14 protein-coding genes are annotated in these 12980 nt (G+C 61.1%); 13 read left to right on the top strand and 1 reads right to left on the bottom strand.

Annotated elements, in window-relative coordinates:
- Positions 1 to 28: 28 nt before the first annotated feature.
- The 13 genes from AC4DF4_RS03000 (at position 29) to AC4DF4_RS02940 (ending at position 12152) form a co-directional block, all read left to right on the top strand.
- A complete protein-coding gene (locus AC4DF4_RS03000; protein ID WP_490046631.1) occupies positions 29 to 760 on the top strand; it encodes a YdjY domain-containing protein in 732 nt (243 codons plus the stop codon).
- A complete protein-coding gene (locus AC4DF4_RS02995) occupies positions 757 to 1905 on the top strand; it encodes a prenyltransferase/squalene oxidase repeat-containing protein (protein ID WP_490046630.1) in 1149 nt (382 codons plus the stop codon). Before AC4DF4_RS03000 ends, AC4DF4_RS02995 begins: the two co-directional genes overlap by 4 nt.
- Before the next feature lie 26 nt (positions 1906 to 1931).
- Positions 1932 to 2453: a phosphodiester glycosidase family protein gene (locus AC4DF4_RS02990; RefSeq protein WP_490046629.1), complete on the top strand. Its 522-nt coding sequence runs from the start codon at positions 1932 to 1934 to the stop codon at positions 2451 to 2453.
- A gap of 4 nt (positions 2454 to 2457) precedes the next feature.
- Positions 2458 to 3387, top strand: coding sequence for a ribonuclease HIII (gene rnhC / locus AC4DF4_RS02985; RefSeq protein WP_490046628.1), 930 nt, complete (start codon positions 2458 to 2460; stop codon positions 3385 to 3387).
- A 163-nt stretch (positions 3388 to 3550) separates the two neighbouring features.
- Positions 3551 to 3883, top strand: a complete 333-nt coding sequence (locus tag AC4DF4_RS02980; protein ID WP_490046627.1) for an HU family DNA-binding protein — start codon at positions 3551 to 3553, stop codon at positions 3881 to 3883.
- Positions 3880 to 4392, top strand: a complete 513-nt coding sequence (locus tag AC4DF4_RS02975; RefSeq protein WP_490046626.1) for a septal ring lytic transglycosylase RlpA family protein — start codon at positions 3880 to 3882, stop codon at positions 4390 to 4392. Before AC4DF4_RS02980 ends, AC4DF4_RS02975 begins: the two co-directional genes overlap by 4 nt.
- 43 nt (positions 4393 to 4435) lie before the next feature.
- Positions 4436 to 4816, top strand: a complete 381-nt coding sequence (locus AC4DF4_RS02970) for a Dabb family protein (protein ID WP_490046625.1) — start codon at positions 4436 to 4438, stop codon at positions 4814 to 4816.
- Positions 4817 to 4899: 83 nt separating this feature from the next.
- Entirely contained in the window at positions 4900 to 5841 is a 942-nt protein-coding gene (locus tag AC4DF4_RS02965) for a homoserine kinase (RefSeq protein ID WP_490046624.1), read from the top strand.
- Between the two features lie 40 nt (positions 5842 to 5881).
- Complete coding sequence (locus AC4DF4_RS02960; RefSeq protein WP_490046623.1) at positions 5882 to 6058, top strand: type II toxin-antitoxin system HicB family antitoxin; 177 nt, start codon at positions 5882 to 5884, stop codon at positions 6056 to 6058.
- A gap of 37 nt (positions 6059 to 6095) precedes the next feature.
- A complete protein-coding gene (gene thrC, locus AC4DF4_RS02955; protein WP_490046622.1) occupies positions 6096 to 7391 on the top strand; it encodes a threonine synthase in 1296 nt (431 codons plus the stop codon).
- A 68-nt stretch (positions 7392 to 7459) separates the two neighbouring features.
- Positions 7460 to 8776 (top strand): bifunctional UDP-3-O-[3-hydroxymyristoyl] N-acetylglucosamine deacetylase/3-hydroxyacyl-ACP dehydratase, encoded by a 1317-nt coding sequence (locus AC4DF4_RS02950; RefSeq protein WP_490046621.1) that lies wholly within the window; start codon positions 7460 to 7462, stop codon positions 8774 to 8776.
- Positions 8777 to 8974: 198 nt separating this feature from the next.
- Positions 8975 to 10849 carry a threonine--tRNA ligase gene (thrS, locus tag AC4DF4_RS02945; RefSeq protein ID WP_490046620.1) on the top strand — a complete coding sequence of 625 codons (1875 nt, stop codon included), beginning with the start codon at positions 8975 to 8977 and terminating at the stop codon, positions 10847 to 10849.
- Between the two features lie 721 nt (positions 10850 to 11570).
- On the top strand, positions 11571 to 12152 hold the full coding sequence (locus tag AC4DF4_RS02940) for a transposase (RefSeq protein WP_490046619.1): 582 nt from the start codon (positions 11571 to 11573) through the stop codon (positions 12150 to 12152).
- A gap of 424 nt (positions 12153 to 12576) precedes the next feature.
- Here the strand turns inward: AC4DF4_RS02940 and AC4DF4_RS02935 are convergent, their stop codons facing one another.
- On the bottom strand, positions 12577 to 12789 hold the full coding sequence (locus AC4DF4_RS02935; protein WP_490046618.1) for an antitoxin family protein: 213 nt from the start codon (positions 12787 to 12789) through the stop codon (positions 12577 to 12579).
- Positions 12790 to 12980 lie beyond the last annotated feature (191 nt).

Below are 12980 nucleotides of genomic sequence, written 5' to 3'. Positions count from 1 at the left end.
GGCGTTTCACCAGACAGACAATTTCAAAATGCTTTTCCACAGCCTCATCCTCATCCCGATTTGCGCCTCGTTGGCGCTGGCCCAAGACAGCGCGCCCACCGCGGAGCCAGTCAAACCCTCGGTGGTCAAACTCAGCGAGACAAAGCACCAAATCGGCGCGGTGACTTTCGACCAAAAGACCCGGGAAATCCGCTTCCCCGCAAAGGTCAACATGGCGGAAGGGCTCATCGAATACCTCATCGTGCTCGCTCAAGGGAAACTCCACGAAGCATTGCTGATCAGCGAGATTTCCTCCACTCACCTCAATCTCGCCTTCTCCCTGCTTCGCTACCCCCCGTCTCGCGAGCTTTTCTTGATCCCCGACGAAGACGGTCGCCTGACGGACAAATACCCGGAGGTCCCCGCCGCCATCAAAGCCGGTGCCCGCATCGCCATCGATGTGGAATGGGATGACCAGGGCCGCACCCGCCGCGTCCCGATCAACGACTGGATCCAACATGCCGTGAAAACCACCGCCATGGACGCGGGACCGTGGGTTTACAGCGGCTCGGATTTCAACGAGGGCAAATACGTCCCGGAAATCACCGGCGACATCGCCGCGATTCTCGTCTCCCCCGCCGCGATCATCAATTATCCCGGCACCGACAATCAGGACGACACCGCATGGGTCGCCTTTCCCAAAAGAGTGCCGCCCCTAGAAACAAATGTCACCGTGATCATCGCTGCTTACTCGGACACCAGCCCTCTCCCGAAACCATGAAATTACTATCCACGCTCATCATCCTCGGCACCACCATCGGCAGCGCCGCGGGGAAAGCCCCCGGCCGCCACGAGTCCCTCAAACAGGAAATCCGCCAGTCGATCGCCCGCGGCAACGCCTGGCTCAAGACCCAGCAGAAACCCGATGGCAACTGGGACGACGGCGAACTGCCCGCCTTCACCGCGCTCGCGCTCACCGCCCTCGCCCGCGACCCGAGTCTGGACCGCAAGGCCCCGTTTCCAGAGCCGCTCGAAAAAGGCTTCACCTGGCTTCTCGCCCAACAGAAAGAAGACGGCGGCATCTACAACCGCGGCCTGTCGGTTTACAACACCGCCACCGCCGTGACCGCCCTCGTCGCCTCCGGCCGCGAAGCCTACGAGCCCGCCATCGTCAAGGCCCGCAAGCACCTCATCGGCCAGCAGTGGGACATCGACAAGGCCAAGGAAACCGACAACCCGAACGACGGCGGCGTCGGCTACGGCTCCAAAAACGACCGCGCCGACATGTCCAACACCTACCTCGCCATCGAGGCGCTCGCGCTTTCGAAGAAGGTCATCGAGGACGGCAAACACGGCGACCAGCCGGATCTCGACTGGGGCGCCGCGGTCACCTTCCTCTCGCGCTGCCAGAACCTCGAGGAAACCAACGACAGCGAATGGGCGTCCAACGACCCGAACAACAAAGGCGGATTCATCTACGGACCTAACGAAACCAAAGCCGGCGAGGAGAAGCTCCCCAACGGCCGCACCGCGCTCCGCTCCTATGGCTCCATGTCGTATGCCGGGCTCCTGTCATTCATCTACGCCAAGGTCAGCGCCAATGATCCACGGGTGATCGCAGTCAAGGAATGGCTCGGCAAAAACTACACCCTCGCCGAAAACCCCGGCATGGGAACCCAGGGCATCTACTATTACTATCAGACCATGTCCAAGGCGCTCACCGCAGCCAACGTCGACAACCTCAAACTCGCGGACGGCACCGAGGCCGACTGGCGCAACGACCTCGGCAACAAGATCCTCGCCGCCCAGCGCGAGAACGGCTCGTGGATCAATGACAACGGCCGCTGGATGGAGTCCAACCCCGTCCTCGTCACCGCCTACACCGTGCTCTCGCTGGAGGGAATCTACGACTCGATCCCGGAGTGATCCGATTTCCTGTCATCATTCTCCTGATGAGCCATCTTGTCCTCCACGCGGAAATCGTTGAGGAATCCATCGAATCCGCCGGAGTGAGATTCCGCGTGGTCCGCCTCGCGCCAAAGCAGGTGCAAGTGGTTTGGAAAGATCAAACCGATGTGCCTTATCGCAGCTTTGAGCGGGTGCAGGCGGCATTCGCCAAACAAGGAAAGGCCGTGATATTCATCATGAACGCCGGCATATTCGAACCCGGCGGGATTCCTAGCGGACTCCACATCGAGAAACGGAAGACGCTCCACGAACTGAACCTGGCCGACGCCCCGGGAAATTTCTTCCTCAAGCCTAACGGCGTCGGGGTGGATGACCAGAAACAACTGGTTTTCGCCATCACCGAAAAAGGAGAAATGGTGAGTTTATGGGACTTCGCCGGACTGTTTCTCAAGCTCGGCTGCAAGGACGCGCTGTTTCTCGACGGCGACATTTCCCAAATGGCGGTGAATCCGGACAAGCCCGTGCCGAGCAACCAGTTCGGCGCGATGTTCGTCGTCGCCGAGTAATTTCATGACCACCCACACCGCGCCGCTCACTTCCGCCCAGGCGGAAACCCTCCGCCACGTGTTGGAGCGGCAGGGCTATGATTTCGAGACCAAGCCCTACGCCCTGTTCGCCGCGCGCAAGGGCAAGCTCAACGTGACGGTTTACGAAAAGGGCCCCAAGGTCCTCATCCAGGGCAAGGATACGGAAGACTTCATCCGCTTCACGCTCGAACCCGAAGTCACCGGCGTAGCGAAGTTAGACTACGAGGAGGTTCTCGAACCCGACAAATTCGAACCGCACTTCGGCATCGATGAAAGCGGCAAGGGCGATTATTTCGGCCCGCTCGTCATCGCCGGCGCTTACACGGATGCCACCATCGCCCGCCGCTTGATAGCCGCCGGGATCATGGACTCGAAGCGCGTCACCAGCCCCGCCCGCATCCGCCAGCTCGCCGCGATCATCCGCGAGACGCCCGGCTGCACCACCGCCGTCGTCGCGATCGGGCCGGAGCGTTATAACACGATGCACGCGTCGTTCAAAAACCTCAACCGCCTGCTGGCATGGGGCCATGCCCGCGTCATCGAAACCCTCGCCGCCGCCCGCCCGGACTGTCCGCGCACGCTCAGCGACCAGTTCGCCCGCCCCGAGATCCTCCAGCGCGCGCTCAAGGAAAAAGGCCTCACCCTCCAACTCGAACAACGCACCAAGGGCGAGTCCGACACCGCCGTCGCCGCCGCTTCCATCCTCGCCCGCGAGCGCTTCATCGACTGGATGGATAAAACCTCGGCCGCCGCCGGCATCAAGCTTCCGCTCGGGGCATCGGACGCCGTGGTCCAAGCCGCCCGCGAACTCGTCGCCCGCGACGGACCGGAAGTCCTCGGAAAAGTTGCCAAACTCCACTTCAAAACCACCCACGCCGTGCTCGGAACCACTCCGCCGGAATCCAGCGATTAGACATTCCGGCAGAGTCGGTTGCGAATCATCCGCCGATTTTGCAATTTGTCCCCGCGCTGGCACGGAAAGCGCATTGAATTAAACGATTTTTGAGGAGACAAAACCGCCGTCCTCGTAGTTCAATCAGCCCGCATCGTTAATCATCAACACTTTCCCTACTCCCATGGCCACCATCACCAAACGCGAACTCGTCATCAAAATCACCGATCAGCTCGGCGCCAAGGGACTTGAAATCACCCAGCAGGACGTGCACGAAGTCGTGCAAACCCTCATCGATGAAATCACCGACTCGCTCGCCCACGGCGACACCGTCGTGATGCGGAATTTCGGCGCGTTCCAGGTCCGCGAGATGAAGGCCAAGATCGGCCGCAACCCGAAAGATCCCGCCAAGGACGTGCCGATCCCCGCCCGCGCCGCCGTGAAATTCAAGCCGGGCAAGGAGATGAAGGAAAAAGTCGCCACCACCCTCCAAGTCATCCGCGAACGCAAATCGTGATTTCCCGCCTCTTCAAAAACCCAACGCTCCGCCTCGCCGCCATCTGCAGCGTGGCGGTTTTTGTTTTCACCTCCTGCGGCGGCTACCGCGGCTATCAGACCCGCTCCTACACGGTGCGCGGCCAGCACTATCAGCCGATGAGCGTGGATGCCGCGCTCGACTTCGAGGAAACCGGCACCTGCTCGTGGTATAACGAATCCTCGTTCTTCGGCCTCAAGCGCGGCAACACCTCGCTTGGTGAAAAAGTCATGCCATGGCACATCACCGGCGCCCACAAAACCCTTCCCCTGCCCTGCCTCGTCAAGGTCACCAATCTGGAGAACGGCAAGTCCCTCAAAGTCCGCATCAACGACCGCGGACCCTTCATCGCAGGCCGCCATCTCGACCTCACACCCCGCGCCGCCAAAAAACTCGGCTTCCGCGAAAACGGCCTCACCGAGACACACATCAAGGTGATTTCCGTCGGCGACGGCTCCTACAAGCGCAAGAAACGCGGCTGGTTCTTCTAAGCGTAGCGGCGATCACCGGTCGCCGCGAGCGCACCATTTCCCCATGAAATCAATTCTCACCCTCGCCGCCAGTCTCGTTCTGGCCTCCTGCTCCACCATCGCCCCGCCCGCAGCCCGCGGTTCCGTCGATCACGTCGTCTTCGTCTGGCTTAAACGCCCGGGAAACCCCACCGACCGCCAGGCCGTCATTGCAGCCTCCAATGAGCTCCGCGCCATCCCCGGTTTGAAATTTCTCGATTCCGGCACCGCCCTCGCCAGCGACCGGCCTGTCGTCGATGACTCGTTCGACATCGGCATGACCATGCGTTTCGATTCCGCGGAATCCCTTCGCGCCTACGAGAGCCACCCGCGCCACGTCCAAAAAGTCACCGAAGTCCTCAAGCCGCTCAGCAAGAAGATCGTGGTTTACGACATGATCCGCTGAGGCGCGCAGTCCGGTGTTTCCGCGCTTGAATAGCGGGGACGTCCGCCCGCAGACTCCGCCCGCTCTCCGCGAGCGCTTTCCTTATGTCCAATTCTCCTGAAATTCGCGTCTTTGCTCCCGCCACGGTGGCCAACGTCGCCTGCGGTTATGATGTCCTCGGTTTCGCCATCGACGCACCCGGCGATGAAATCGTCGTGCGCTTCAGCGACAAGCCCGGCCTTCACATCACCAAGATTACCGGCGACAACGGCAAGCTCCCGAAAAATCCCGCGCAAAACTGCGCCGGCGTCGCCGCGCTCGATTTACTCAAACACCTCGGCATGTCCGATCGCGGCATCGAGATGGAAATCCACAAGAAAATGCCTTTCGGCTCCGGTCTCGGATCCTCCTCCGCCTCGTCCGTCGCCGGCGCTTTCGCCGTCAACCACCTGATCGGCAACCCGCTCAGCAAAAAACAACTCCTCCCCTTCGCCATGGCCGGCGAGGCCTCCGCCGACGGCGCCTGGCACGCCGACAACGTCGCGCCCTGCCTCTTCGGCGGCATCGTCTTCATCCGCTCCAACGACGAGCTCGACTTCGCGCAGATCCCCGCTCCCAAAAACCTGTGGGCCGCCGTCGTCCACCCGGACATCGAGATCCTCACCAAAGTCGCCCGCGAGATCCTGCCCAAGGAAATCCCGCTCGAAAACGCCACCCAACAGATCGGCAACCTCGGCGGCCTGCTTTGCGGCCTCATCCAGGAAGACTACGGCCTGATTTCCCGCTCCATCCACGACGTCATCGCCGAGCCGCGCCGCCAGAAACTCATCCCGGATTTCTACAAAGCCAAGCGCGCCGCCCTCGCTGCGGGAGCCCTCGGATTCTCCATCTCCGGCGCCGGCCCCTCCGTCTTCGCGCTTTGCGAAGGCGAGGAAACCGCCCGCAAAGTCGCCGACGCCGTCAGCAAAATCTTCTCCGCCATCCCGATCGAAAACCAAGCCTACGTCTCAAAGATCAATCCGCACGGCGTCCACGTAGTCGATTAAACAGTTCCAAAAACCGCAACTCCGACTAAACTCATACATCATGCAGCAGAAATTCAATGTTGTCATCGAACGGGATTCAGAAGGCTGGCTGGTCGCAAGCGTTCCATCGCTTCACGGCTGCCACACCCAGGCGAAGTCTTTTGACGAACTGGACCTGCGCATCAGGGAAGCAATTTCTCTTTGCTTGGAGGATGAGGGAGATTTCACCCAATCGTAATTCATTGGAATATTAGAATTCAATTCTTCCTCCCGCCGTGCTCTATCACTCGACCAACAACCCCGCCCACCGCGTCGATCTCAAGGAAGCCATCCTGCGCTCGCTGCCGCCGGACAACGGCCTTTACATGCCGGACAAACTGCCCGTGCTCGACGGCGGATTCTGGGAGATCTGGCGTGAGCTCACTTTCCCGGAAATCGGCATCGCCGTGGCGGATGCTTTCTTCGGCGAGGACGTCCCGCCGCAGGCGATCGTGGACATCGTGGAAGGCACCGTCACCTTCGACGCGCCGCTCGTCACGCTCGGACCGGGCGACCATGTTCTCGAACTTTTCCACGGCCCCACGCTTGCCTTCAAGGACTTCGGCGCGCGGTTCATGGCCCGCCTGATGGCCTGGCTCACCCGCGGCGAAGACCGCGAGCTCACCGTCCTCGTCGCCACTTCCGGCGACACCGGCGGCGCGGTCGCCTCCGCGTTCCACAACGTGCCCGGCACCCGCGTCATCATTCTCTATCCGCAAGGCAAGGTTTCCGGGCTTCAGGAAAAACAACTCACCGCCCTCGGCGGAAACATCACCGCCTTGGAAATCGAGGGCTCGTTCGACGACTGCCAGGCGCTCGTCAAATCCGCCTTCCTCGACCGCGAGCTCTCGGAGCGGCTCAACCTGACCTCCGCGAACTCCATCAACCTCGCGCGCCTCGTGCCGCAGAGTTTCTACTACATCCACGCCGCCCGCCAGCTGCCGGAAGGCGTCATCCCCACCTTCGTCATCCCGTCGGGAAATTTCGGCAACCTCACCGCCGGCCTGCTCGCCATGCAGCTCGGCCTGCCGGTCGATCACTTCGTCGCCGCCACCAACCGCAACGACGTGGTTCCGGAATTCCTCCGCACCGGCCAATACGCGCCGCGCCCCAGCGTGCCGACAATTTCAAACGCCATGGACGTCGGAGCCCCGTCTAACTTCGTCCGCATGCAGTCACTTTTCGGCGGCTCGTGGGAGGCCATGAAAAACCGCATCGCCGGCATGTCGTTCACCGACGACCAGACGCGCGCCGCCATCCGCACCGTCAAGGCGCTCTACGATTACGAGATCGACCCGCACGGCGCGGTCGGCTGGCTGGCCGCCCAGAAATGGCGCGCCGCCCACCCGGCCAGCGCCACCGTCACGTTGGAAACCGCCCACCCCGCCAAGTTCCTCGACGTGATGGAAGCCGAGCTCGGCCCGAACTGCGTGGAGATCCCCGAGCGCCTCGCCATCCTCGCCCGGCGCGAAAAAGTCGCCACCCTGCTCCCCGCCGACAAGGCCGTCTTCCGTGACTGGCTCAACCGCTGAGGCGGCGTTGAGGCGCCCCCACCATTCCGGCTTGATACTTCGCGGGTAAAAATGAAACCTGCGCCCCCATGTCCGCTGCTGTTCAACACACTCTCGCTGGTCAAGCCACTCTCGAAGGCACCTCTCTCCACACCGGACAGAAGGTCACCCTCACCCTCAAACCCGCGCCGGAAGGCCACGGCTTCAAGTTCCGCCGCATCGATTTGCCGGACCAGCCGTTCATCAACGCCTGCGTTGACAAGGTCCAGACCGTCGAGCGCGCGACCACGCTCGCGGAAGGTTCGGTCAAGGTTCACACCGTCGAGCACGTCATTTCCGCGCTGACCGGCATGGGCGTGGACAACGCGCTCATCGAGATGGACGCCAACGAGCCGCCGATCGGCGACGGCTCTTCCCGCCCTTTCGTGGAGCTGATCAAAAAAGTCGGCACGCTCGCCCAAAACGCCCCGCGCAAGGTTTGGGAAATCCGCGAGCCGATCCACCTGGAGACCGGCGACGGCACCATCATCACCATCGTCCCGTGCAAGACCTTCAAGGTCTCCGTCACCAACGTCGGCCCGGAAGGACGCTTCACCCAGTATTTCTCCAGCGAGGTCAATCCGGAGACCTACGAAAAAGAAATCTGCGCCGCGCGGACCTTTGTTTATTACGAGGACGTCAAGCCGCTGCTCGACAAGGGCCTGATCAAAGGCGGCTCGCTGGAAAGCGCCGTGGTCATCCGCGGCAACGAAATCATGTCGAAGGAATCGATGCGTTTCACCAACGAGTTCGCCCGCCACAAGGCGCTCGATCTCATCGGCGACCTGATGCTCGCCGGCATCAAGATCCTCGGCCACGTCATCGCCGTGAAGCCCGGCCACGGCCCGAACACAATGATGGCCGCCAAGCTGAAAACCGAATACGCCCGGATGCGCTCGATGGTCCCCGCCCCCGTCTCCATCCCGGACGGCGAGAGCGTGCTCGACATCAACGAAGTGATGAAAATCCTGCCGCACCGCTACCCGTTCCTGATGGTGGACCGCATCGTCGATTGCCTCGGCGACAGCAAGTGCATCGCCGTGAAAAACGTCACCATCAACGAGCCCTACTTCGCCGGCCACTTCCCCGGCCACCCGATCATGCCCGGCGTCCTGCAGCTTGAAGCGATGGCGCAGGTTTCCTCGGTGCTGATGCTCCGCAAGCCGGAGAACAGCGGAAAAATCGGTTACTTCATGAGCGCCGACAGCGTCAAATGGCGGCGTCCGGTTTTCCCCGGCGACACGCTTTTCATCGAGACTGAGATCATCAAAATGCGCGGCTCCATCGGCCAGACCCGCGCCCGATGCCTCGTCAACGGCGAGGTCGTTTCCGAAGCCGAACTCAAGTTCGCGCTGATGGACCGGTGAAATCAAACAGAAGAATGGTTCAACCACAGATGCACGCAGATGGAAGAAGGGATAAGAGTTTGTAATTCAGTTTTTTCTCCAAGCCTCAGTCAGACAGCCATCATCTTTTTTCTTATCTGTGTCCATCCGCGTTCATCTGCGGTTAAAAAACTCTTCTCTTCCTCCAAGCTCTCAACTTCCAACTCATAACCTCTTCCCATGTCCACCGAACGCAAGACTCTCGAAGAACGCCACCAGATGTCAGACATCGAGCGGCTCCGCCACTCGTGTGCCCACGTCCTCGCCACCGCCATCTGCCGGCTGTGGCCTGACGTCCAACTCGCCGCCGGCCCGCCGGTGGAGAACGGGTTTTACTACGACATGGATCTCAAGCACCGGATCTCGCCCGAGGATTTCCCGCGGATCGAGGAGGAGATGAAAAAGGTGGTGAAGGACAACGACCCCTTCGAGCGCATCACCGTCTCCCGCGCCGAGGCGCTGGAACTCGCGAAGGCCGGCCGCCTCGGCGCCGTCGCCGACCGCGAAATCGAGAGCGTTTTCAAGGTCGATCTGCTCAACGACATCCCGGAAAACGAGGAAATCTCGATCTTCAAAAACGGCGATTTCTGGGACCTCTGCGCCGGCCCGCACGTCGGGCGCACCGGGAATTGCAAGGCGTTCAAGGTGATGAGCGTGGCGAGCTCCTATTATAAAGGCGACAAGGACCGCCAGTCGCTGCAACGGATTTACGGCACCTGCTTCAAGAACTCCACCGAGCTGCTGGAGCACCTCACCCGCCTCGAAGAAGCGAAGAAGCGAGACCACCGCCGCCTCGGCAAGGAGCTCGGACTTTTCCACATCGACGAAATGGTCGGCCAGGGCCTCATCCTCTGGAAACCCAAAGGCGCGCTCGTCCGCCGCTCGCTGCAGGAATTCATCACCCAGGAGCTCGACAAGCAGGGCTACTCGCAGGTCTTCACCCCGCACATCGGCAAGCTCGACCTCTATCGGACTTCCGGCCATTTCCCCTACTATCAGGAGAGCCAGTATCCGGCCATCGCCGAGCGCGACGTGCTGGAGAAACTCGCCGACGAGGACGCGACCTGCGCCACCCTCATCAACGGTCTGTCAGACGGCACCTACGAGGGCTATCTGCTCAAGCCGATGAACTGCCCGCACCACATCAAGATTTACGCGAGCGACCACCACTCCTACCGCGACCTGCCGGTTAGGCTGGCCGAGTTCGGCACCGTTTACCGCTGGGAGCAATCCGGCGAGCTCGGCGGCATGACCCGCGTCCGCGGCTTCACCCAGGACGACGCCCACCTCTTCTGCACCCCGGACCAAGTCGCCGCCGAAGTGACCGGCTGCCTCGACCTCGTCAAGAAAGTCCTCAACACGCTGGGCATGCACGAATACCGCGTGCGCCTTTCCCTCCGCGATCCCGAGTCGGACAAATACGTCGGCTCCGCGGAAAACTGGGACAAGGCGGAAGCCGCGCTCCGCGAAGCCGTGCAAACGCTCGGCGTCGAATACACCGAGGAAATCGGCGAGGCCGCGTTCTACGGCCCGAAGATCGACTTCGTCGTCAAGGACGTCATCGGCCGCGACTGGCAGCTCGGCACCGTGCAGGTGGACTACAACCTGCCGGTTCGATTCGGCCTCACCTACGTCGGCGCGGACAACCAGCCGCACGTCCCGGTCATGATCCACCGCGCGCCGTTCGGCTCTCTCGAGCGCTTCACCGGCCTGCTCATCGAGCACTTCGAAGGCAAATTCCCCGTCTGGCTCGCGCCCGAGCAAGTCCGCGTCATCCCGATTTCCGAGAAAACCCTCGAAGCCGCCGAGGCCACCGCCGCCAAGCTCGCCGACCTCGGTGTGCGCGTCGCCGTGGACCGCACCAATGAAAAGGTCGGCGCAAAAATCCGCAACGCCCGCCTCGACCGCGTGCCTTACATGCTCGTCATCGGCGCCAAGGAGGTCGAGGAAGGCACCGTCTCCGTCCGCCACCGCGACAACGAAGACCTCATCACCCTGACGCTGGAGGAATTCACCGCCAAGATCACCGCCGAGATCAAGGAGCGGAGTTTGTAAAATCCACCCAGATAGGATGCGACCGCCGGGCGCGCCCACTTCACCTTCTTCCGCCGGACCCGTCCCGGCGTGGCACGGCGAAGCCGGAGGCTATTCTTCCTCTCCTCATTCATGACCAAAGGCTGGATCTGAGGAACCTCTTTGCGATCACGCCATGATCCCTTTCCATGCCATTGACCCGCCACATGTCTGTGTTGAGGGCCCGACCTTGCCGACAGTCCCATGCGGCTTCAGTCAAGGGAGAATCCGGCCATGGTCTTTGCAATGGACATCGGCGGACGCGTTCCGCCGCTCCATGAAACAATGCAAAGCGCTTCGCTCACTTCATTGGCTTTCCATGGACGGAGGGGCGAAACATGTTCGCCCTGCCCATGGGAGACAATGGAAAGCGCTTTGCTCGGGTCATTGGCTTTCCATCGACATCGGCGGACACGTTCCGCCGCTCCTTGAGACAATGGAAATCGCTTCACTCGGGTCATTGGCTTTCCATGGACGGAGGGGCGATGCATGATCGCCCTGACCATGAGGTGACCATGGAAAGCGCTTTGCTCGGGTCATTGGCTTTCCATGGACATCGGCGGACACGTTCCGCCGCTCCGTGGTTGACGGCTGTGGGTGTAGTCGCTGTCATCCATCATCAATCATGGAGTCGGATTCTTCCTCATACCCCGAGCTGAAATTTCTCAACGAGTTCGCGGAGATCGGGAAACAGCGGAACCGCTTGCCGAACTGGAGCCAGGACAGGGTGACGTGTTTCATCACCTTCCGCCTGAGTGACTCGATTCCGACCCAGCTTCTCACCGAGTGGCGCGACGAGCGCGAGGAATGGTTGCTGACTCATGCAAAGCCCTGGTCGCTTGAAGCCGAGATGGAATATCACAAACGCTTCTCGATGCGCATCGATCAATGGATGGACGAAGGCCATGGTTCCTGCCTGCTCGCAAGGCCCGCGAACGCAGAGAAGGTGGCGGCCACGCTCGACCGCTGCGACGGCTCCCAATATCTGATCCACTCCCGGGTGATCATGCCCAATCATGTGCATGTGCTGATGTCGCCGGCGTCGGGACAATCACTTTCAAGGATCGTTGCCGGCTGGAAACGGTTCAGCGCCACACCGATCAACAAGGCGAGCGAGACATCGGGTTCTCTGTGGCAGAAAGATTACTTTGATCGGCTGATTCGCGATTGGGATCACTTCATCAACGTCGCGCGTTACATCCGGAGGAATCCGGAGAAGGCGAAGCTGGCGGATGGAGGCTTCGCGTTGTTTGAGGCGCCCTGGGTGAAGAGGTTGTTGGGGTGATGGAGGGGCGATGCATGATCGCCCTGACCATGAGGGGACCATGGAAAGCGCTTCGCTCACCTCATTGGCTTCCCATGGATGGAGGGGCGATGCATGATCGCCCTGACCATGAGGAGACAATGGAAAGCGCTTCGCTCGACTCATTGGCTTTCCATGGATGGAGGGGCGATGCATGATCGCCCTGACCATGAGGAGACAATGGAAAGCGCTTCGCTCGACTCATTGGCTTTCCATGGGCATCGGCGGACACGTTCCGCCGCTCCTTCAGGCTCCCGTTGCATGGAGCCCCCCACCCGCCCTACTCCGGCTTGACGAGGTTCGCGCTGGCTTGGAGTGGATTCAGCAGGCTGCGGCGCGCCTGTTCGTAGCGGGCCTCACCTTGGAGCCACTCAAATCCGTGAACGGAATCGGCAGCAGGATCACATCATCGCGTGAGCAAAATATTGTAAACGTCGTCAGCTTCGTTATCCCACACGCCTGTCAGCGACCGTTGGTCCTGATCCAGCCACTCCCGGCGCTCGGCGTCGTCCTGTCCGGTCTCCAGTGAGATTTGCACCACCGAGTTTTCGGCCAACTCCAACGGCTCAAGCGGCCGGAGTTTTCCTCCCTCATAGATGGCTCGGATGGCGACAGTCACATGCGCACCCTACCCGCCATTGGGTTTCGATCACCCCCTTTATCCCGGCACGCCCATCCGGACACGGCGGATTTCTAAAAATCGGCAAAAATCTGGTTTTCAGCTGATTGAGCCAAATTACTGAACATGTTCTGCGCCTTCGGGCACAACTCGCGCATGGCCACATCCCGCTACCGCGTCCCGGCAATGTC

It is taken from the genome of Luteolibacter sp. (genome assembly GCF_058122085.1).
The sequence above is the reverse complement of the archived record's forward strand: the minus strand, read 5'-3'. Positions and strand labels throughout refer to the sequence as shown.

Excerpts from the sequence above, each read along its gene's own strand:
- AC4DF4_RS02990 (WP_490046629.1), top strand. The coding sequence starts at position 1,932 with ATGAGCCATCTTGTCCTCCACGCGGAAATCGTTGAGGAATCCATCGAA.
- AC4DF4_RS02970 (WP_490046625.1), top strand. The coding sequence starts at position 4,436 with ATGAAATCAATTCTCACCCTCGCCGCCAGTCTCGTTCTGGCCTCCTGC.
- AC4DF4_RS02995 (WP_490046630.1), top strand. The coding sequence starts at position 757 with ATGAAATTACTATCCACGCTCATCATCCTCGGCACCACCATCGGCAGC.
- AC4DF4_RS02965 (WP_490046624.1), top strand. The coding sequence starts at position 4,900 with ATGTCCAATTCTCCTGAAATTCGCGTCTTTGCTCCCGCCACGGTGGCC.
- AC4DF4_RS02950 (WP_490046621.1), top strand. The coding sequence starts at position 7,460 with ATGTCCGCTGCTGTTCAACACACTCTCGCTGGTCAAGCCACTCTCGAA.
- AC4DF4_RS02960 (WP_490046623.1), top strand. The coding sequence starts at position 5,882 with ATGCAGCAGAAATTCAATGTTGTCATCGAACGGGATTCAGAAGGCTGG.
- AC4DF4_RS03000 (WP_490046631.1), top strand. The coding sequence starts at position 29 with ATGCTTTTCCACAGCCTCATCCTCATCCCGATTTGCGCCTCGTTGGCG.
- thrS (WP_490046620.1), top strand. The coding sequence starts at position 8,975 with ATGTCCACCGAACGCAAGACTCTCGAAGAACGCCACCAGATGTCAGAC.
- AC4DF4_RS02980 (WP_490046627.1), top strand. The coding sequence starts at position 3,551 with ATGGCCACCATCACCAAACGCGAACTCGTCATCAAAATCACCGATCAG.
- rnhC (WP_490046628.1), top strand. The coding sequence starts at position 2,458 with ATGACCACCCACACCGCGCCGCTCACTTCCGCCCAGGCGGAAACCCTC.